Genomic DNA, 18222 nt, shown 5'->3' on the forward strand with positions numbered 1-18222 from the left:
CCAAAGACGGCACACCCGCTGCACCCATGTCGGCTCCTTATCGGCTGCCGCCACCGTCCGCCACCGCACTACAGGAACACCTCAGCCCCGCTCAAGAACCACCCGAACCCCCCACCGGCCATTACCTTCCGCCACCGATCCCCCCCGGGACCGAGACAAACACCGGCAGGACGAGGGCAGGCACCCCGGCGGCGCCGGCAGCGACTGACCACGGGCCGCGGGCCGCTCCCTCACAGCCGCCGCCCCCGCCGAGGGGCAGCGACGAACACGGGCAGGTATCCGGTACGAAACCCCCCGGGAAGCGAGCGCCAAAGGGCACGGGCCGCTCAGCCACCCCTCCCGCCCCGCCCGCACCGCCGGCCCAAGCCCCCGACCACCCCGGCCCCCCGGGGGCAGCCGGCGCACCCGGCCGCCGCCGAAGCCGCACCCGCCGGCCGCCGGCACCCCGGCAGCAGGCGCGCATCGCAGCACCCGCCCAACAGCCCCCGAACCACAGCCACTTCACTGGCGCGAACACAAACCCGGCACGCCCCGCAGACCGCCGCCGAAACGATCTGCCAGGCCAGCGCCCCGCCCACCCACACCGAAACCGGGCACTCCCCGCCCCTCCCTCACCGCCCTCCCCCACGCCCGGCAGCACCCGCTTGCGCCGGCGCCCCCTTGCGCCGGCGCCCCACGGCGGCACCGCCCACCCCGGGACGCCCCCCGCCGACACACCCCCCTCCCCCCACCCGCCCGCGCCGACGACTGCGCAGGGTGGGGGCCAGAGGCAGCGCACCGGGGCCCGCCCCCCCTCCCCGACCGGCCGCAGGGCACACCGGGCCGCTCCCCCCTTCCCGGGACAGGCACGGCCCCTGCCGGCCACCGCCCGGCACCGGATGCCGCACAGCAGTCCTCGACCGAGGCCGCCAGAGACAGATGCCGCCCGCCCGGCCGGGCGGCCGCCACCGACGGGCGGCACGCGGCAAGCCCCGACCACTCAACCACTCAACCACTCAACCGGTCAGCCCGTCAGCCCGTCAGCCCGTCAGCCCGTCAGGGTGCCCTGGTGGAAGTACATCCGCCAGCCCGCCTGCGTCAGGCGCCACAACGAGCTCCGCCATACCCGGCGGCCCCGGTTGTCGGCGAAGTACGTCAGATGAACGACACCCGGAGCGACAACCGCCCCGGACATCTCACTGACCTCGACCGGAGAGTCCGGAGAGATCGAGCCGCCGCTGGTCACCGTCAGGATCGACTCCACATCCCACCGGCGTCCCGAAGCCCCGATCTCGGTGAAGTCCGGGTCCAAAAGCTCCAGGACACGCTCCGGCGACGCACGCACCTCGGGATCAAGAAGCCGCCACTCCCCCTCGATGGCCGCCCGCACGGCCCGCTCACTGTCCTCCGTCATGCCGAAAACACTACGGCCACCGCCCGCCCGGGCCCAGCGCATTGATCACTCCACGCGGCGCCGCCGAAACCCCCGACACCTCTCGACGGCGAGGCGATCACCGGCTTCCTCCGCACCCCCGGCCCCCATGCCGGTGCCGAACGGGTTCCGGCCACGACGTGCGGGAAGCAGCTACGAACGGTGATGAGCAGGTGTTCACAAGAGCGTGGAGGATCTGCCGCGCCTCCTGCCTCCCCCGGCGCCGGCACGGTCCACCCAGCCGACCGCCAGGCCTGATCCCCCGACCACCCGGACCAGCGCGCGTTTTGCCAACGTACGAAGGCGGACGGGCAGTTCGGGCAACGGCTCCCCGGAGCCGCCATCAAGGTCGACCACGACGGGGCTGCCCGGCAGGGCGCCGGCGACGAGAGCGCCCGGCTTTGTCGATGACCAGGAACAGCGCATGCCGATGAGTTCTGGCAGCACGTGCTCCGCAAGCGCGAGAATGCCGGTGCGTTTCGACACCGCCATGAGTTCAAAAGTGCGTGGCGATCCCGAAGACGCGGCGAAGCTGTGCCATGTCGTGCCGGTCGCGTTCCGAGGGTTCGTAGCCCTGGTGGAAGTAGACCTGCTGCTGGGCGGACAAGCAGGGCACAGGCGCCCTGTGGACGGTGCCCGTCACGAAGCATGAAGAGGGATAGGTGAAGGGCCGGTGCGGTTCGGGCGAGGCCTGCACTGCTGAGCCGTCATCAGCGAAGACCAGCGGATGAAGGTCAATCTCCCGTCCGTCCGCAGCCGTCACGACGAACCGGATGGGCCTGCAGTTCAGGCTCTGAACGAAACCCGCCGCGGACAGGGCGCCCTGCACAGCGGCTTCCTGCTCCTGGCGGTGCATCAGGTCCAGATCGCGATGGTCCCGGGTCTGCCCCCCGATCAGAGCGTCGATTCCCCATCCGCCACCGACCCAGACATCCACCTCCGCCCGCTGCAGCAGGGCCAGCACGAACAACACGTCCTCAGCTGTCATCACCCCACGCAGGCTAGGAACCTCAGCACCGGGCGGCGAACGATTTCCTTCGGAACACACAGGATAGTCCCCTCCGGCGAGGCCCGCTGTGATCGTCAGTCGGCTGCCCTCGGGAACTCAGGCACACCTGCCGTGCCCCACAGGTTCCGGCACGAGGTACGGGAACCGGTCAGGGTGGGCATGCGGCGCAGCTCAAAGGCCGTGGTTGCGGTGCGCTTGTGCGGCGAGAAAGTCTCGCGCGGCGGAGGTGATCCGCTCGCCAAGGGGCGGCTGGTGCGGAGGTCGGGTGTCCGGCGGGCCGGGTGCTCTCGCCAGATCGACGAGGGGCTGCAACGCGTCGGGGTAGCCGAGTTCGGCGGCAGCTTCCTCATGGATCAGCTTCGCTCCGTGCACGGGATCGATACGGCATGCCACGATCTGGCTGGCCCACCACCACGCTGCGGTCCATCGCGCCTCGGCAAGGTCTTCCAAGGCCGGCGGCAGCAGACCCAGCTCTTCCAGCACCAGGCCGAACAGTTCGCGGGCCTGGGGGTATTCACCACGGGCGAGGCCGGCCAGCAGAGCAAGCGAGGGGGCCTCGAGGCCGGCCAGCAGGGCGTCCAGGCCCACCTGGACCAGGCACGCGTCCGAGGGGCGCTGCCAGGGCTCGCCGGCCAGGTCTGCAGCGGCCATGCGGATCAGGCTGATCGCCACTACCGCGTCCACGCTGCCGCCTCCTGCCCCATCTCTTGCCGTAGAGGGAAGTCCTATCACCGACCACCAGGGCGGGGTTGATCAGGTGGCCGGCAGTACACGCATGCGCAGCGGGCCGCAACCGGCTCGGCCGAACATCCAGCGCTTGAGCAGCTTGAGAGCAGTGGACGTGCCCATTCGACGATGTCGACGACGCCGGAGTCCCCGTGCAGAGCCAGACCCACGATGACCACGTCCCGGCCCCGGCCGACGCCGGCCGCGAGGGTGTGAAGCTGTGAGGGCTGGGAGGGCCGTCCTGGCGGACGGCGTCGCGCCACGGCGGGAGCCGTTCCCCCGCCGTTCGGTGAGCATCCGGGCGACGGGGCGAAGGACCGGACGTGATGGGCCAGGACCGGGAGTTCAGGGCGGTCGGCAAAGCGGGCCTTGAGCCGGAACTGTCCGGGGCGCGGCCGGCGTCCGGGACCGGCTGAGGATCCATCCCGCCACACAGCGCACCCCGCTACGCGCACCCCGCCGCGGCCCACGCGGTGACCGACCGTGGCGGTGCGCCCCCTCGCCTGCAGGCGCTGCCCCGGCCGCAGCCGCCTCGACAGCCCAAGGAAACGATCTCCCCCCAGAGCCTCCGGGCGCCGGCGCGGCCCCCTCGTCCCGGCGTGCGTCCAGGCAGAGCTCGAAACTCACCGGGGACGGAGATCCTGTGGCGCTGCCACTGACCGCGAAAGAAGCCCCCCGGCTCCGCAGCGCCGGCGAGGCGCTTGACCGTGCGACGGTCACGAACGCCCCGGTCAGAAGAACCGCCCGGACCCGCAGTCGCCGGACCACCGGACGTCCCCCGCTCGGCACGTCCACGGGAAGGCTGCAGGCAAGTCCGCCACCGGCATCCGGTCCCGGGCCCCGGGCCTCCTTCGCCCGGCCCGGACCACCGCCGGCGCACGACCACTGCTCCCCGCACCCGCGGGGACGCTCCCGCAGGACCGCGACAGCACCCGATGCCCCCTTCGCCCGGCCCGCCGCGTAGCGTTGCAGCAGCCGGACTTGGGGGCGGGGCAATTGATGACCTTCGGTGGACTCCTGGCGTTTTGCCTCCTCGCCATGGCCGTGGTGGCAGTGACGGGAACCGGGATCGGCATCTACGCCCTGATCAGCAACCGGGTGCCAGGACGACGGCTCGGCAAAACCGTACGCAACCCCAGACTCTGGGGAACCGGAGTACTGTTCATGGTCTGCGGTCTCGCCTTCGTCTCATGGAGCCCTGTCATCATCGGGCTCGGGATCACGGTGGTCGGCCACGCCGTCAAACCCACCGGATGATGCGACGCCCGGCCCGCGCGTGACGGCACCGGCGCCGCCCGGGCAGGTCACAGAGACAGACCTAGCCGGCCGGGCGCGACGCCCCGCGCCGACGCCGGCGTGGGCGCCGGCTGTCTGCACACCGCCGTCGGCCGTCACGGCCGCCTCACCCACGGGCGAGTCCCACAACAGGCCGACAGATCCGATCCGTCCCCGACCACCCGCTCCAGTGCCCGTCCGGCCAACCTGCGCAGGCGGGCAGGCAGTTCGGGCAGTGGCTCCCCGGGGCCGTCATCTGGGTCGATCACGATGGGGCTGCCCGGCAGGGCGCCGGCAACGAGAGCGCCGGCGGCAACGGCCTGGGCCCCGTCCCCGCCCTCGACGCGGACTGCCCAGCCGGTGACGCGCTGAAATGCCCGCTCCAGCCGTCCGATGACCTGCCGGGGGGTGAGTCCCTGGGAGTCCATCGACGAAGTCTGCGGCGGTCACCGTCAAAGGGGTCGGTCCTGTTTCGTCGGCCCCCGGACCACGCCGCAGAACCCACCAAGGCCGGCTGATGCCTGCACCGTGCCGACGACTGGCGCCGCCTCTCGGGCGGGAGGGTGCAGGTCCACGCTGACTGGCTCAAGCCCGGTCAGCGATCGGAGACTCGCTGGCCGTCATCGCACATTCCGGTCCGGCAGCACACGGGCAACCAGTCGGCCGCAATCTCCCGAAGGCGTTGCAGGCGAGCCCTGTCGGGCTCCACGACCGTGAGGATCTCAAAGGCGGTACCCGCCCCGACGGACCGATTCGACATGACCTCCGCATAGAGCAGCCAGCTGCCTTGCACGGCACGATCTCGGCACAGCTGCGGAAGATCCAGTCCTCGTCGGGCAGACGCGGACTCCCCGGCCGTGCCCTCGCCCGCCACCAGGTGCTGCAGCAGGTCGAGAAACCACTCGCGGGCTGGCGGTGCAACGCCGTCCGCGAGGGCCGCCAGGGCGACCGAGGTCACCGCAGGCGCCGGCTCCCACAGCACCACCGCAGACCAGACATGGTCTTCGAGGCTGACATGGCACGGCTGGTGCCCCGGGCCCCTGCCCGCAAGCTGCAGCAGATCCCCGGCCAGGTGCTCTGCCGAGCCGCCGCACCCGCACCGCATGCCCGTCCAGTCCTGCCGGGCAATCTCCCTCTCGACCCCTCGCACAGCCCCACACCCTAGACGGCGCCTGTGAGGCCCAACGACACCCAGGGTGCTGTCAAAAACCCGGACACATCCCAAAGTTGGTCGATCGACAACTGCTGTTCACACTCCCCGGCACATGCTGTCCCCAGAACGGAACGGAGTCGGCCCAGCAACCAGCCACCAGCCCCCGCCGTCTGCCAGGGCGGTTGCTTCAGCCGACGGCCCGCTTGACCAGCGCCGCGATCCGCTCCTCCACCTCGGCCGTCACCTCACTCAGCGCGAACCCGGTCGCCCACATCGACCCCCCGTCCAGCCGGGCCGCATCGTTGAAGCCGAGCGTTGCATAGCGGGCCTTGAACTTCGCCGCGCTCTGGAAGAAACACACCACCTTGCCGTCCAAGGCGTAGGCGGGCGGGCAGTTCGGGCAGTGGCTCCCCAGGGCCGTCATCGGGGTCGATCACGACAGGGCCGCCCGGCCAGGCACCGGCGACGAGAGCGCCAGCGGCAACGGCCTGGGCCCCCTCCCCGCCATCGACGCGGTCCGCCGAGCCGGTGACGCGCTGAAATGCCCGCTCCAGCCTTTCGATGACCTGCCGGGGGGTGAGTCCCTGGGAGTCCATCGACGACGTCTGCGGCGAGGTCGCCGTCAAAAGAGGCCGGTTCCCCACGTCCCCCTGCACGGCTCCCCACATACGGCTGCCCCCGACGACGGCATGATGCCAGCAACCACTGACATCGCTCACTCAGCCAGGAGCACCTGCGCGCTCGCGCCGCAACGCGGTGATCAGCTTGCCGAACTGACGCAGGCTCAACCCGGTGAAGGTGGGCAGATCCTCGGAGTCAGCGGCGATGCCACGGCAGGGCCGCCGGGTAGGCGTCCTCCTCGCTGGCCTGCTGGAGGGAGGCGACCACGGTGGCGGTGATGGTGGCGAGTTGCTCCACCTGTTCGGGGCTGAGCACGTCGAACACCACACGGCGTACGGCAGCAACATGGCCGGGGGCGGCCTTGGCCATCAACTCCATGCCGGCATCGGTGAGTTCGGCCAGCTGTCCGCGCCCGTCGGCCGGATCCTCCCGGCGCCGCACGTAGCCCGACTCCTCCAGACGGATCACCGCGCGCGTGAGGCGGCTGCGGGTGAACTTCAACTGCTCGGCGAGCAAGGACATCCCCAGGGCACGGTCGGGTGCCACGGACAGGCGGCCAAGGAGGCTGTAGTCCGCGTGCGTCATGGCCGCATCCCGCCGCAACTGCTGATCGAGGTAGTCGTTCAGCAGCGTCGAGCAGTCGAGGTAGTTGATCCAGGCTCGCAGCTCTTCGGGAGCCAGCCACCGGGGGGACGTCATGGGGCCACCCTAACCGAGATGTTTGCCTGATCAAACACTTCGGGGTAGCGTTCCACATGTTTGAGAAATCAAACGTCTGCCTTTCCGGTGCTGCACCTGTCGTTGTCGAGCTCTCCGCAGGAGGACCCCATGTCCGGTTCCGTCCCCGAAGCCGCCCCGTCCGCGCCGTCCGCGCCGTCCACCCCGCCCGCGCCGCGCTCCCGCGGCCTGACCGTGCTCGCGGGCCTTCTCGCGGCGGCTGTCGTGGCCGTCCTCGCAGACGCGGTGGTCGCGCTGCTCGCCCGCGCGGCGGGGGCGTCGGGCGATTTCGCTCCGCTGCACCCCTCCGCGTACGGGCCGCTGACGGTGTTCGGCGTCGTCCTCGGCGCCATAGGCTGGGCAGTCGTCCGTCGTGTCGCCAAGAACCCGGCCGGGCTGCTGCGGTGGCTGGTACCCGTGCTCGTGGTCGTGTCGTTCGCGCCCGACCTGTCCCTGCTCGGAGGCGGCACGCCCGGCAGTGGGCCGCTGGCCGTCGCCGCGCTGATGGTGATGCATGTGGTGGTCGCGGCCGTCGCCGTCGCCGCCTACCGGCGCGTCCTGCCGCTGCCTGTCCGCTGACGCCGCCCGGCGTGCGCGACGTGCCGGCCGGCCCGCAAGCCGGCTGGCTGGCAGCCGGCGGTGTCCCTGAGGCCGGGACGGAACGAGCTCCGGGACACCGCCCTTCGCCCGCAGGAACGGTCGTACGGATCCACAGCGGGCCGAACTCCTACAAGGCGAACACCCGGCCTAAAAAGCGGTCGAGGACCTCCTCAATCCGCTCCGGCTTCGCCTCGCGGTCGGCGTCCGGGGATTCCATCCACGTCTTGGTGCGCGGGAAGGCAATGCCGCGGCGGGCGAGCAGGCAGCGCAACGCCGTGCGGCCGATGCGGATCACGTGGCCGTGGGCGTTGCGCGGGCAGGCGACGAGCTTGCGCTGGGACCAACGGGGGTGCAGGGCCGGCCGAGTCCGGCCGGGCGGGTGACGACCGTCTGGACAACGAAGCCTTCGTTCCCCAGCACTGAGTTGGCGAAGGACGGCCTCCCGCCCACCGAGGGTCCAGGCAGGCCAGGCCGAACTCGTTGAACCGTGGATCAGGCCCCGGACGGTGTCCTCGACGGCCTGCACCAGCCGGGCGATCACAGGCACCCGGTTTTGCCGGCCGAGACCAGCAGCATCATCACGCGCCGACAGCGCACCAAGCCGGTGCCGCCCCGACCCACGATCTGATGCCCCTCCTGCCCCTCCTGACCGGTCAGCCTGCGCACACCGACAGGCCCGGCCACTCACGCCTCCAGCGGTCAGAATCGATACGTCACCACCATCCAACCGCCACGACCACCCAACCGATCAACCTTTGCCGGTCACAGCCCTAGCCGACGGCCCGCTTGATAAGCGCCGCGATCTGCTCCTCCACCTCCGCCGTCACCTCCGCCAGCGCGAAACCGGTCGCCCACATCGCCCCCTCGTCCAGCTGGGCGGGGTCGTTGAAGCCGAGGGTGGCATAGCGGGCCTTGAACTTCGCCGCGCTCTGGAAGAAACACACGACCTTGCCGTCCAAGGCGTAGGCGGGCATGCCGTACCACAGCTTCGGCGCGAGCTGAGGAGCGCTGGCGGTGACCACGGCATGCACCCGCTCGGCCTTCACCCGGTCCGCATCCTGCATCTCAGCGATCTTGCCCAGCACGTCCCGCTCCGCCAACGCCGCCTTATCCCCCTGCGAACCACGCCGCGCCGCCGCCTTCTGCTCCGCGGCGTGCTCCTTCATCGCGGCCCGCTCCTCGGCCGAGAACCCCTCATACGAGCCGCTCTCGGTGTTCTTGGTACTGCTCATACTCACTCCCCAAAGCCCATCCATCACCAAGACCGGACTCCCGGTGCGCGCGGCCAGGCCCGGTCCCTGCCGCCAGTACAACATCCCCCCACACCCAAACCCTCGAAGCCTGCTCAAAGACCACTCGAACCCCCTGCGCCCCCACCCCCGGCGGGCACGCCGCACCACCCACCGCGGCCGGCGGCCCGGCTCTGCCTCGACGCGACCGAGCAAACGCTGCGGCCCCGCCGCACCGATGACCGCTCCCCCCTCCCCCGCCGGCGCCCGTCCCGATGCGATACGTGTGGCGGGTAGGTGGGTGTCCCATGCGTTGGCAGCACCTGGCGACCGACGAGGCCCACGAGCCTTTCACCTGCCCGTGCCGACGGCCTCGAAGCCGCGGACAAGCCCAGGGTGGAGCGGCCCATGCCCTACGTCCTCCCGGACCGGCTGATCAACACCAGCCACCAGGTCATCATGAACGGCCCCAGCTACCGCCCCAAGAACCACCGCCGACAAGAACGGCAAGACCTCAACCAGGCAGGAAAACCGGTGGACGCCGTCGGGATACTGCCGCCATGGCCGTCACCCAGCAACTCGCCCGCGTCCCGGTGCGGTATCTCGCCGCCTGCCGCCGGTCAGCCGGAACATCGGCCGATGGAGATCCCCACTGGGATCCGCCGCCGGCGGACGTCCTGGACCTGGACTGGGCACCGGCCATGTTGCAACGGGTCTGCGAGTTGGCAGGTCTGGACGACGCCCACCTCGATGCTCTCCGGCAGGCCACCGAGGGCGACTCGGCGATCGAGCTCGCCTTCCTCAACACACACCCGCATGCCATCGGTCCCTTCGGACCGCCTCCCACCGCCCTTTGCGCAGCTCAAGTGGCCCGCGTCTCGGAACTGCTTGGTCACATCGACTTCCCCGCCGTCCTGGCCGGCCTGCCGACCCAAGACACCGAGGCCGCTTCCTTGATCGGTCATGGAGCGGACAAGATCGCCGGTGGCCCGAGGAAATACCTGCTGGGACACTTCAATGCCCTGCGCGAGTTCTACCTTGCTGCATCCCAACAACACCTTCTCCTCGTGCTCTGGTGGGACTGACCCGGACCTCATAGCCGGCTCACGCCCCAGTCCCCGGGGGAATTGCGTGAGGCTCCGGCTGGGGAATTACGCGGCTCTGTCCGCAGTTCCGTGAATCCCCAGGTCAGCTGCAGGAACGCGGGATCGTTTCGGCAGCGTAATTCCTGCCGTGGCGAGCAAGACGGTTGAGGATGTGCTGTTCCCCGGAATCGCTGTGCGGGTGGAAGGGGTGAGTGACTCCTCCGGCATCCTGGTGGTGGACGCGGTGTCGACGGCCCGCCCAGGCCGGTGCCCGGACTGCCGCAAGCAGGCGAGGCGCGTGCACAGCACGTATCAACGCACCCTGTACAAACGGCCGTTGGGATCGCACCGAGTCGTCGTCCGGCTGCGGGTACGCCGATATTTCTGCGACTGCAGGGGGTGCTCCCGCACGACGTTTGGCGGGCAGGTGCCGGGGCTGTCCGCGCGCTACAGCCGTTCCAGCACCGGGCTGGCGGGCTGGCTGCGGTCGATAGAGCTCGGCGGGGCCGTCCTGCCGCACGGCTGTGCCGCCGGTTGCGGCTGACCGCGGGCCGGACACGGCTGCTCAGGCTGTTGACGGCGCCCTCGGTGCCGGCCCGTGCGCCGAGGGTGCTGGGGGTGGACGAGTTCGCCTTCCGGAAGGGCTGCGCCTACGGCACCGTGCTGGTCGACGTCGAGGCCGGCCGGGTCGTCGACGTGCTGCCCGACCGCACCTCCGAGACCCTCGCGGCCTGGCTCACCGAGCACCCCGGAGTCGAGATCATCTGCCGGGACCGGGCCACCGCCCACACCAAGGCGGTCAGGGAAGCCGCCCCCCAACGGCCTCGAAGTCGCTGATCGCTGGCATCTGCTGCAGAACCTGTCCGCTGCGGTGGAGAAGACCTGCCACCAGCACCGCGACTGCCTGCGCAAACGGTTTGAGGAGGAGCCGGTGACCGAAGTACCCGAGGTGGCCCCGATGCTGTTACCGCTCGTGGAACTGCCCCGCACGCAGATCATCGAGCGCACCCGCCACCGCTACGAGGACATCCACCGCCTGCTGGAGAAACGCTGGACGGTCAGCGCGATTGCCCGACGTCTGAACCTCGACCGCAAGACCGTGTGCCGCTTCCGCGATACCGACCTCGACCAGCTGCTCGCCTCCGCCCGCGAGCGTCGCCCCAACGGCGTCCTGGAGCCGTTCAAGGCATACCTCAACGCCCGTTTCACCGGGGCGCAGGGGCAGGTCAGCGGCACCCGGCTGGTTCTGGAGATCCAGGCGCGCGGCGAGCGCGGCAGCCGCCAGGTCGTCCGTAAACACCTTGCCGCCCTCCGCGCGGGCACCGCCGAACCAGTCCGGGCTGACATCCCCAGCCCTCGCAAGATCACCTCGTGAATCATGCGACCCCAAGAGACGCTCACCGAAAGCCAGGACGAGCGACTCCTTCAAGTCCGGCCCGCCTGCCCGGACATCACCCGAGCCCGCGATCTCGCCCGGGCCTTCGCCCACCTCTTCCGCCACCAGCGCGCATACCTGCTGCCGGAGTGGATCCGCCAGGCCGAGCAGGGCGCACCGAAGCCCATGAAGGGCTTCGCCGGCTTCCTCCGCCAGGACCTCCACGCCGCAACCGCCGGCCTCACGCTCCCCCGGAGTTCCGGCGTCGTCGAAGGACACGTGAACCGGGTGAAAACGCTCAAGCGAGCCATGTACGGCCGAGCCTCGTTCGAACTCCTGCGGACCCGCATCCTCACCCAGCCGTGAGTCTCCGAAAGCTGGGCATACAGTCAGGACCCATGAAGTCGCCACAATCCACGGATCCGCAAGCCGAGGCCGCACAAGGCCGTATCGCTCTATGGCTTGACCCGGAGGACTTGCGCCGGCTGGCGCAGCACTGCTGTTGCGCCGACGACGCAACCGACGAAGACAAGGACCGCTGCGGACGGCTCCGCTTCCGTGCTGGCGCAGCCCTGCACAAGCATCAGCACTCGCCATGAGGACGTAGGCCGTCACGGAACGCGGCCAGAGCCGTGAAAACGGCCGGAGTCGCTCCTCGCCTCGCTTGCTTGGTTCTTGATGTATGTGCGGCGGTGGGGGAGCGAGCGAAAACAGCGAACCTTGATCACCTGTGGCTAAGTTGGGGCCATGACTGCTGACTGGCGGATGGATCGAATCGGGGCTGCTCTGCGAGGTGAGAACCCGACCGTGCTGCGGCGGCTCGAGTCGGGGTTCGCGGTGATCGGCGACGTTCAGTTCTTGCCGGGTTACTCGGTTCTCCTCATGGACGAGCCAGGTGTTCAGCGGCTGTCTGATCTGCCGAGGGCGAGGCGGCTGTCGTTTCTGTCTGACATGGACCGGCTCGGAGAAGCCGTTGAGCGTGTCTGCCGACGCCTGGACCCCGGCTTCCGCCGGGTCAACCTGGAGATTCTGGGGAACACTGACCCGTTTTTGCATGCCCACGTCTGGCCGCGGTTCGAGTGGGAGCCGGCCGAGTTGGTGGGCAAGCCTGTGTGGCTGTATCCGGGTGACCGGTGGAGTGAAGAGGGGTTCAGGCTGGGGCCGCAGCATGACGTGTTGCGGGACGAGATCGGGAGTGAACTGGATCGGTTGCGCTCGATGGGCTGACGGCGTGAGCCCGCCGACCATCACGCGGCCACTTGCTGACGCGAGAGGGGCCGGCTGAGAGTTTGGGACGGTGGAGGCAGCTCAAGGCCACGACGGCAGAGAAACGGTCTCACCGAGACGACGCGCGCGGATTCCGGGTTGTGCAGAAACACCAGGTCCGGCTACCGCCCGAGGCCTCTCGCCGCGTCTTCCACGGCCGAGTTCAACCGCGTGGGATCGAGGGAGTACTCCGCACCGTCGGGCCCCGGAAAGTAGCCGACCTTCATGGAGAGCGTGAACTTCGGCAGCAGGTCAGCGCCACGGCCTGCCCCTCGAACCGCCCTGTCCGGTCAGGCAATGCCGGGCGCGCCACGAGGTGACGGCCCCGCCGGCGGGACGAGAGTCCATCCACCGGGGGGATCACGGCTTCGCAGCGGTGAGGAGTGGGTCATGCCGCCGCGGGCCGGGCGGCGGAGCATGGGCCAGCCACAGGCCCGCCCGGCCGCCCACCGCTTCGGTATGGCGGCGAATCCTCTGTCCTCGGCTCGGGGAAGATGTGGATGGTGACGCACCGGCGGTCAGCTTCTGCCTCGACCCACTCCAGCTGGTGTGTCCGGCACCGTCGACCAGTACCAGCCAGCACCGCTGACGTTGCGGATCGCGGACCTCGGCCCGCGCGAACGCGGCGCTCACCACGTCGCCGGCGTCGTGTTCCGCCGAGGCGGTGAGCCATTCCGCGCGGGCCTTGGGCCCTTTACGCGGGGTGCGTTCACCGGTGGGCCATCGTCTCGCGGGTGATCTCCAACCGAGACAGGACCGCCTCCTGATCCTCCAGACGCCCGGTCAACTCGGCGACGTGCGCGCGCAGTTCCCCCATCTGCTCCCGCGTGGCGGCCTCCCGCCGATCGGCCTCCTCCGATGACGCCACCATAGCCGCCTCCACGACCGCGTCCAGGGACACGACGATTCCGCCCTCCGACCACGAACGGCAACAGCGCACGGCATCACCAGCTCACTTCACTCAAAGCTCGCGCCTTGAAGATGCCGCTCACAGGGCTGGTGGGGATCCTTGATCGCGTGCTCGTGCTCGTACTCGTACTCGTGCTCGTGCTCGTGCTCGTGCTCGTTACAGGCGACTGCCCACGCTCAAGTCCGCCTGCCCGTGCGCTCAGCGACGGACGCGGTAGCGGATGTGGGTGGCCTGCGGCGTGTCGATCACCCGGACGATCTCCAACTCGATCTCCGACGGCAACACATCGAACAGCCGATGGCCACGCCCGAGAAGCACCGGGATCTGATGGATCTGCACCTCATCCAGCACCCCGGCCTCGAGCGCCCGCTGCGCCGTGTACGCGCCACGCACCTGCACGTCTTTGCCTCCGGCCGCAGCCTTGGCCTGTGCCATCGCGCTCTCGATCCCCTCGGTCACATACGTCACCAGGGGATAACCCCAGCGAGCGGCAGGCCCGGGCGGCCGGTGGCTGGGCACAAAGATCGGCAGACCGCCGTGATCACCACCCCAGTGATCCATGAGCTCGGCAGTCCGCCGTCCCACGAGCACCGCACCGGCCGCATCCCACTCGTCCTGGAATTGCCCAGCCGGCCCGGACGGCCGCCCGGACTCCCCCTCGGCGTCGGCCCACTTGTGCAGCCGCTCGCCATCGTCGCCGCCGAGGAAATCGTCGGTATCGGCGATGTACCCATCGAGTGACACCGACATATCCAGCACTGATCTCGACACTTCGACCTCCTGTGGCCTTCCTCCAGACCCGGTTTCCCTGCGTGTAGACCTGGCGCGGCGGCATTACTCATCGCCCTGACAGACGATTCCCCCTCCGGGCACCCGCCCGCGACCCGACGGCCATCCACCGACACCAGCCCCGACGACCAGCCCTTTCCCCAGATACACACCGCTGACTGCAGAAGAGCCGCACCCTGGCGGGATCCGGCAACGGGTGGAGATCAGGCAGTCCGGCTCGGCCAGCACCAGGGGGTGCTTCCACGCGAACGTCCCGTGGTGCGGGAACGCGCCAGGGCCATCCGAAGCGATGTCACCGCCTTGCCCGGCTGCGCGTGGCGTCAGAGCCCTTTCCGAAGGTGTTGCCACAAGCGCCCCACCGGCGGCGCAACGGTTTCGGGCAGGACGGACCTGCCCTACAGCGCCATGCTCCGCCACCCGCCCCCGACCCGCCCGCCCGGCCGGCCGAACACGGGTCGGCAGAACGAGGCCGACAGGGCCGGGTGCGGGCCCGAGGCAGAACGCGGGTCCCGGTGCGGTTACCCGGGGCGGGAGGCTGCGGCCGGGGTGCCGCCGGCCTGCAGCCCGTTCAGGATCTCGGGCGAGGCCAACCGGGGCAGCAACAGGTCCCAGAACTGCACCAGCGTCTGCGCCGACACCCACACCGGGTCCTCCGCGCCCAGCTGCTCGAACCCGACGGTCGCCGCCACCACCGTGACCGCGGCATCCGCCGCGGACACCCCCGGGGCCAGGACGCCGTCCCGCTCGGCATCCTTGAGGACCTCCTCCACCCAGCCCTGCCACTGCCCCCGCAGATCTACGGCCCCGTCCCGGCGCGGCGGGCCGCTGCCCAGCTCGAAACCGGCCCGCACCACCACATCCCGCTCCAAGCGCTCCATCAGAGCATGCGTGGCATCGATGAGCCGCTGCAACGGACGGATGGCACCCGCCCGCGCGGAGGCCCCGATCGCCCGCAGCACCGCGGCCGCCTCCTCCTCCACCGCCCGCGCCAGCGCCTGCTTGCTGGCGAAATGAAAATGCAGCGCCCCGTTACTCACACCCGCCCGCTTGCTGATCGAGGTCAGCGACGCCAGCACGAAACCGTCCCGGGCGAACACCTCGGCCGCCGCCCGCACCAACGACTCACGCGTCCGCGCAGCCCGCTCCTGCTTCACCATCACCCGAACTCCCCTTGCCCTTACGGCCCACGACCAGCCACCACCGACCGGCCCCCACATCTCCCACCCGCCCGCGCGGCCCACCCCCGCCGGACCGCCCCGCCCGCACGTGTCACCACGCCCCGACAACAGACCAGCCCGGGCAGGCAGGGCCGTATACGGCCCCGAACCAAAAAACCCGGGCACGGATTCGCAGGTGTCCAGGCGAATCGGCACGATCCCGCCCACCGGGCCGCACGACACGACCCACATGAGCCGGGAACGCACACACGCTCCCCGGCCGCCGGGCCGTCGCCGCCGGTCGACCCACAGGATTGTAACAAACCGCACACGCGGTCTCTATTTTAAATGTGAAGGTCTTGCAGAGCCAAGGGCCGCGCCCATGCGGTTTTCCGGGGACTTAAGCGCGGGAGCCGGGACATCAGTGGCGACCAGGCCGCCGCGCCCCCTCCCCGCACCCACCAAACCCTCCTGCCCGGCGGGCTCACCCCCGGGCCGCGGCCACCGGCCCTGCCCCGCACGAACCCCTCCCGGCCCGCCGCGATCAGGGAATATGCCGTGCGCATGGGAGACGCCCTCGGTCAGGCCGCTCGAGAACGGCTCGAGAAGACGGGCGGATGACACCCCGCCGACCCCGGGGACCGCCGGAGGCTCCACGGCGCCACCAGGGCGCCGGAGGTGCCCGTTTAGCAGGGGTAGAGAGCGCTTCGAGCACTCCTGCACGGATAGGGAACGCGGTGCTCCACATTTTGCCCACGGGAACTCCGCATTCCTTCTAGAAATTAAACCGGGTGGTATGTATCTTCACTGTCCTCGGCGCTCCACCACCCACATTCCGGCCACACTCAAGGCCACGGCGGCTCGGGGGAAAACCATGTCCATGTCTGCGAGCACCTACCGCACCACCCGCGTGATACCCGGCCTGACGCACCCGCAGCACCCGAGCGCCCCCGCCGGCGCCGCCCCCCTCTTCCAGCCACTGACCAGCACCGTCCCCAAGGAACTCGTCCACCGCGCATCCGTCGCCGAGGTCATGCTGACCGACTGGGCCCGCCGCGGCGAGCACCACTTCGTTCTGGCCGCCCAATGGCCGCGCGGACACAGCTTCTTCACCGCCATCGACGGCTGCCACGACCCCCTCATCGCCGCCGAAACGATCCGCCAGACCGGCCTGTTCCTCGCCCACGCCGAATACGGCGTCCCCCTCGGTCACTGTTTCCTCGTCAGCGACCTCCATGTGACCGTGGCGCCCGCGCAGATGCGCGTGGGCGCCGCCCCCGCCTCCCTCGAACTCGACGTCCGCGTCGGTGATGTGAAGGAGCGCCGCGGCGAGGTGACCGGGTTCCGTATCGACGTGGCCATCCACCGCGACGGCCACCTCGCCGCCACCGGAGGCGGCACCCAGACCTGCATCTCCCCGCGCGTCTACCAGCGCCTGCGGGCCGCCCGCGGCCCCGGCAGCACCCAGGTGCTGCCCCTGACGGCCCCCGAACCGCCGCAGAGGGTGGGACGCATGTCCCCCATGGACGTCGTCCTCTCCCCCCTCCGCGCCCCCGACCGCTGGCAGCTGAGGGTGGACACCCGCCACCCCGTCCTCTTCGACCACCCCCTCGACCACGTCCCCGGCATGCTGCTGATCGAAGCCGCCCGCCAGGCCACCACCGCCACCCTCGGCCACGCCTCCCTGCCCCTCACCGTCGCCAGCGAATTCCTGCGCTACGTCGAACTCGACACCCCCTGCACCATCCAAGCCACCCCCACCACCGGCACCGGCACCGGCACCGGCACCGGCACCGGCCCGGGAGGCAACCGGACCGTTCACATCACCGCCCGGCAGAACCAGACAGACGTCTTCCGCTGCACCCTCACCACCGCCCCACCCCAGAAGTAACCCTCACGGTCTTCAGGGAAAACACAGGCCGCCTGAGCGCACCCGGCGGCCCAGTGGCCGGCCCGGCGGGCGGCCCGCCTGAACATGCCGACGGCGACCACGTCGAAGCAGCGGCACGGCACAAGGGGGCCCCGCCCCGTACACAGACCCAGCCTCCTCACCCGTCCCCGCCCAACGCACCGCTAGACAACCGGCCAGACGACCGGGTCGCCGCAGAACCCGCTGCCACACCCCGTAGCCGAACGGCAAAGCCCCGACGCAGACGCAGATGATGGCCGGACGAAGGCCGTGTTCACGTCCCGGGAATCCCCGTGCGGGCTGATCACGTTCAGGGCATCGTTCGACGCCAACTGATACGTCCCCCGGACAGCGAGAGAATCGTGGTCAACCACCGCTACCTCTCCGAAGCCTCCAAGGCCGAACTCTTCACTGCTCAGCCAACCCCGCCAGAACCGCAGATCACCCCGCAACCGGAAGCGAAACAGCTGCCGTGACTACACCACCCAGCGGGACATGACCCTTGGCCAGCCGGTCGGCCTCGATCTGGTCTGCGTACGGGTGTCGGCCTCGCTCACCGAAAAGGTTCCGCAGCTGGCTCTCGGTGACCTCCTGCCCCCGCATCAGGCCGAGCGCGGCCAGGCCGCGGCCCATCCATCGCCCGGTCGGGACACCGGCTTGCTCCTGAGCCTCGAGCAGCGCGCGCGGGGCCGTGCGGCGGCCGTCGCCGACAACGGTCTCGCGCAGGTAGTAGCGGCACCTCTGACCGGCCCGGATGACCTTGATATCTGCGGTCATGCAGACCACGCCAAACGGCTCTGAGCTGCAAGAAAAGGCCGATCGGCAGGGCGTCCCGCCAGGCGGGAGCAGCGGCCGAACTTTCTTCTCAGGCGCCCGTCACGCGGGAAGCGGCCCCGAGCCGGCAGCAAATGTCATCGCTCTCCGGCAGCCCTCACACCAGCACCCGGACGCCCCTCGCAGCTGTTTCTGTGGGCCGCCTATGGAGTGACC

At 70.2% G+C, this 18222-nt stretch carries 22 protein-coding genes and 2 pseudogenes; 9 read left to right on the forward strand and 15 right to left on the reverse strand.

Annotated features, from left to right (window positions below; all coding sequences use genetic code 11):
* Positions 1-1027: 1027 nt before the first annotated feature.
* The 4 genes from ACQF4J_RS00005 to ACQF4J_RS00020 all read right to left on the reverse strand — a co-directional run bounded on the left by ACQF4J_RS00005 (position 1028) and on the right by ACQF4J_RS00020 (position 3104).
* Positions 1028-1393, reverse strand: coding sequence for a DUF4440 domain-containing protein (locus tag ACQF4J_RS00005; RefSeq protein ID WP_427164072.1), 366 nt, complete (start codon positions 1391-1393; stop codon positions 1028-1030).
* A 195-nt stretch (positions 1394-1588) separates the two neighbouring features.
* The gene (locus tag ACQF4J_RS00010; protein WP_427164073.1) at positions 1589-1903 is read right to left on the reverse strand and encodes a hypothetical protein; all 315 of its coding nucleotides are present in this window, start codon (positions 1901-1903) and stop codon (positions 1589-1591) included.
* 4 nt (positions 1904-1907) lie between these two features.
* Complete coding sequence (locus ACQF4J_RS00015) at positions 1908-2399, reverse strand: nucleotidyltransferase domain-containing protein (protein WP_427164074.1); 492 nt, start codon at positions 2397-2399, stop codon at positions 1908-1910.
* A 192-nt stretch (positions 2400-2591) separates the two neighbouring features.
* Complete coding sequence (locus tag ACQF4J_RS00020; RefSeq protein WP_427164075.1) at positions 2592-3104, reverse strand: hypothetical protein; 513 nt, start codon at positions 3102-3104, stop codon at positions 2592-2594.
* 1080 nt (positions 3105-4184) lie between these two features.
* Here ACQF4J_RS00020 and ACQF4J_RS00025 point away from each other — a divergent pair.
* A complete protein-coding gene (locus ACQF4J_RS00025) occupies positions 4185-4403 on the forward strand; it encodes a hypothetical protein (RefSeq protein ID WP_427164076.1) in 219 nt (72 codons plus the stop codon).
* Between the two features lie 134 nt (positions 4404-4537).
* Here ACQF4J_RS00025 and ACQF4J_RS00030 read toward each other — a convergent pair whose 3' ends face one another.
* The 4 genes and pseudogenes from ACQF4J_RS00030 to ACQF4J_RS00045 all read right to left on the reverse strand — a co-directional run bounded on the left by ACQF4J_RS00030 (position 4538) and on the right by ACQF4J_RS00045 (position 6894).
* Entirely contained in the window at positions 4538-4849 is a 312-nt protein-coding gene (locus ACQF4J_RS00030) for a hypothetical protein (RefSeq protein WP_427164077.1), read from the reverse strand.
* 167 nt (positions 4850-5016) lie between these two features.
* Positions 5017-5571 carry a hypothetical protein gene (locus ACQF4J_RS00035; RefSeq protein WP_427164078.1) on the reverse strand — a complete coding sequence of 185 codons (555 nt, stop codon included), beginning with the start codon at positions 5569-5571 and terminating at the stop codon, positions 5017-5019.
* A gap of 190 nt (positions 5572-5761) precedes the next feature.
* Positions 5762-5962 (reverse strand): annotated as a pseudogene (locus ACQF4J_RS00040) (hypothetical protein); the annotation flags it as partial.
* A 428-nt stretch (positions 5963-6390) separates the two neighbouring features.
* Complete coding sequence (locus tag ACQF4J_RS00045; protein ID WP_427164079.1) at positions 6391-6894, reverse strand: MarR family winged helix-turn-helix transcriptional regulator; 504 nt, start codon at positions 6892-6894, stop codon at positions 6391-6393.
* 129 nt (positions 6895-7023) lie between these two features.
* Between ACQF4J_RS00045 and ACQF4J_RS00050 the strand changes: the two genes are divergently transcribed.
* Positions 7024-7491 carry a DUF6069 family protein gene (locus ACQF4J_RS00050; RefSeq protein ID WP_427164080.1) on the forward strand — a complete coding sequence of 156 codons (468 nt, stop codon included), beginning with the start codon at positions 7024-7026 and terminating at the stop codon, positions 7489-7491.
* Positions 7492-7639: 148 nt separating this feature from the next.
* On the opposite strand, the gene ACQF4J_RS00055 is transcribed toward ACQF4J_RS00050, so the two are convergent.
* Together ACQF4J_RS00055 and ACQF4J_RS00060 are read right to left on the reverse strand one after the other, a co-directional pair.
* Entirely contained in the window at positions 7640-7807 is a 168-nt protein-coding gene (locus ACQF4J_RS00055; RefSeq protein ID WP_427164081.1) for a hypothetical protein, read from the reverse strand.
* 475 nt (positions 7808-8282) lie between these two features.
* Positions 8283-8744, reverse strand: coding sequence for an iron chaperone (locus ACQF4J_RS00060; protein WP_427164082.1), 462 nt, complete (start codon positions 8742-8744; stop codon positions 8283-8285).
* A gap of 557 nt (positions 8745-9301) precedes the next feature.
* Here ACQF4J_RS00060 and ACQF4J_RS00065 point away from each other — a divergent pair.
* From ACQF4J_RS00065 to ACQF4J_RS00090, 6 genes are all read left to right on the forward strand, one after another.
* On the forward strand, positions 9302-9826 hold the full coding sequence (locus tag ACQF4J_RS00065; RefSeq protein ID WP_427164083.1) for a DUF1877 domain-containing protein: 525 nt from the start codon (positions 9302-9304) through the stop codon (positions 9824-9826).
* A 148-nt stretch (positions 9827-9974) separates the two neighbouring features.
* Positions 9975-10370, forward strand: coding sequence for a transposase family protein (locus ACQF4J_RS00070; protein WP_427164084.1), 396 nt, complete (start codon positions 9975-9977; stop codon positions 10368-10370).
* 74 nt (positions 10371-10444) lie between these two features.
* Positions 10445-10663: a transposase gene (locus ACQF4J_RS00075; RefSeq protein WP_427164085.1), complete on the forward strand. Its 219-nt coding sequence runs from the start codon at positions 10445-10447 to the stop codon at positions 10661-10663.
* Between the two features lie 34 nt (positions 10664-10697).
* The gene (locus ACQF4J_RS00080; RefSeq protein WP_427164086.1) at positions 10698-11201 is read left to right on the forward strand and encodes a hypothetical protein; all 504 of its coding nucleotides are present in this window, start codon (positions 10698-10700) and stop codon (positions 11199-11201) included.
* 3 nt (positions 11202-11204) lie between these two features.
* Positions 11205-11567 (forward strand): transposase, encoded by a 363-nt coding sequence (locus ACQF4J_RS00085; protein WP_427164087.1) that lies wholly within the window; start codon positions 11205-11207, stop codon positions 11565-11567.
* A 381-nt stretch (positions 11568-11948) separates the two neighbouring features.
* On the forward strand, positions 11949-12428 hold the full coding sequence (locus ACQF4J_RS00090; protein ID WP_427164088.1) for an HIT family protein: 480 nt from the start codon (positions 11949-11951) through the stop codon (positions 12426-12428).
* Positions 12429-12592: 164 nt separating this feature from the next.
* On the opposite strand, the pseudogene ACQF4J_RS00095 reads toward ACQF4J_RS00090, so the two are convergent.
* From ACQF4J_RS00095 to ACQF4J_RS00110, 4 genes and pseudogenes are all read right to left on the reverse strand, one after another.
* Positions 12593-12694 (reverse strand): annotated as a pseudogene (locus tag ACQF4J_RS00095) (aldo/keto reductase); the annotation flags it as partial.
* Positions 12695-13176: 482 nt separating this feature from the next.
* A complete protein-coding gene (locus tag ACQF4J_RS00100) occupies positions 13177-13338 on the reverse strand; it encodes a hypothetical protein (RefSeq protein WP_427164089.1) in 162 nt (53 codons plus the stop codon).
* Positions 13339-13575: 237 nt separating this feature from the next.
* Positions 13576-14148 carry a dihydrofolate reductase family protein gene (locus tag ACQF4J_RS00105; RefSeq protein WP_427164090.1) on the reverse strand — a complete coding sequence of 191 codons (573 nt, stop codon included), beginning with the start codon at positions 14146-14148 and terminating at the stop codon, positions 13576-13578.
* A 536-nt stretch (positions 14149-14684) separates the two neighbouring features.
* A complete protein-coding gene (locus tag ACQF4J_RS00110) occupies positions 14685-15323 on the reverse strand; it encodes a ScbR family autoregulator-binding transcription factor (protein ID WP_427164091.1) in 639 nt (212 codons plus the stop codon).
* Between the two features lie 880 nt (positions 15324-16203).
* On the opposite strand from ACQF4J_RS00110, the gene ACQF4J_RS00115 reads away from it, so the two are divergent.
* Complete coding sequence (locus ACQF4J_RS00115; RefSeq protein WP_427164092.1) at positions 16204-17214, forward strand: ScbA/BarX family gamma-butyrolactone biosynthesis protein; 1011 nt, start codon at positions 16204-16206, stop codon at positions 17212-17214.
* Between the two features lie 459 nt (positions 17215-17673).
* On the opposite strand, the gene ACQF4J_RS00120 is transcribed toward ACQF4J_RS00115, so the two are convergent.
* Positions 17674-18009 carry a relaxase domain-containing protein gene (locus ACQF4J_RS00120; protein ID WP_427164093.1) on the reverse strand — a complete coding sequence of 112 codons (336 nt, stop codon included), beginning with the start codon at positions 18007-18009 and terminating at the stop codon, positions 17674-17676.
* Positions 18010-18222 lie beyond the last annotated feature (213 nt).

Source organism: Streptomyces sp. C1-1 (assembly GCF_050214755.1).
Lineage (GTDB): Bacteria > Actinomycetota > Actinomycetes > Streptomycetales > Streptomycetaceae > Streptomyces.

What these genes read in the sequence shown, in the direction of transcription:
- ACQF4J_RS00005 (WP_427164072.1), bottom strand. Translation starts at nt 1,393, where the DNA reads ATGACGGAGGACAGTGAGCGGGCCGTGCGGGCGGCCATCGAGGGGGAG.
- ACQF4J_RS00010 (WP_427164073.1), bottom strand. Translation starts at nt 1,903, where the DNA reads ATGGCGGTGTCGAAACGCACCGGCATTCTCGCGCTTGCGGAGCACGTG.
- ACQF4J_RS00015 (WP_427164074.1), bottom strand. Translation starts at nt 2,399, where the DNA reads ATGACAGCTGAGGACGTGTTGTTCGTGCTGGCCCTGCTGCAGCGGGCG.
- ACQF4J_RS00025 (WP_427164076.1), top strand. Translation starts at nt 4,185, where the DNA reads ATGGCCGTGGTGGCAGTGACGGGAACCGGGATCGGCATCTACGCCCTG.
- ACQF4J_RS00030 (WP_427164077.1), bottom strand. Translation starts at nt 4,849, where the DNA reads ATGGACTCCCAGGGACTCACCCCCCGGCAGGTCATCGGACGGCTGGAG.
- ACQF4J_RS00045 (WP_427164079.1), bottom strand. Translation starts at nt 6,894, where the DNA reads ATGACGTCCCCCCGGTGGCTGGCTCCCGAAGAGCTGCGAGCCTGGATC.
- ACQF4J_RS00050 (WP_427164080.1), top strand. Translation starts at nt 7,024, where the DNA reads ATGTCCGGTTCCGTCCCCGAAGCCGCCCCGTCCGCGCCGTCCGCGCCG.
- ACQF4J_RS00060 (WP_427164082.1), bottom strand. Translation starts at nt 8,744, where the DNA reads ATGAGCAGTACCAAGAACACCGAGAGCGGCTCGTATGAGGGGTTCTCG.
- ACQF4J_RS00065 (WP_427164083.1), top strand. Translation starts at nt 9,302, where the DNA reads ATGGCCGTCACCCAGCAACTCGCCCGCGTCCCGGTGCGGTATCTCGCC.
- ACQF4J_RS00085 (WP_427164087.1), top strand. Translation starts at nt 11,205, where the DNA reads ATGCGACCCCAAGAGACGCTCACCGAAAGCCAGGACGAGCGACTCCTT.
- ACQF4J_RS00090 (WP_427164088.1), top strand. Translation starts at nt 11,949, where the DNA reads ATGACTGCTGACTGGCGGATGGATCGAATCGGGGCTGCTCTGCGAGGT.
- ACQF4J_RS00100 (WP_427164089.1), bottom strand. Translation starts at nt 13,338, where the DNA reads ATGGTGGCGTCATCGGAGGAGGCCGATCGGCGGGAGGCCGCCACGCGG.
- ACQF4J_RS00110 (WP_427164091.1), bottom strand. Translation starts at nt 15,323, where the DNA reads ATGGTGAAGCAGGAGCGGGCTGCGCGGACGCGTGAGTCGTTGGTGCGG.
- ACQF4J_RS00115 (WP_427164092.1), top strand. Translation starts at nt 16,204, where the DNA reads ATGTCTGCGAGCACCTACCGCACCACCCGCGTGATACCCGGCCTGACG.
- ACQF4J_RS00120 (WP_427164093.1), bottom strand. Translation starts at nt 18,009, where the DNA reads ATGACCGCAGATATCAAGGTCATCCGGGCCGGTCAGAGGTGCCGCTAC.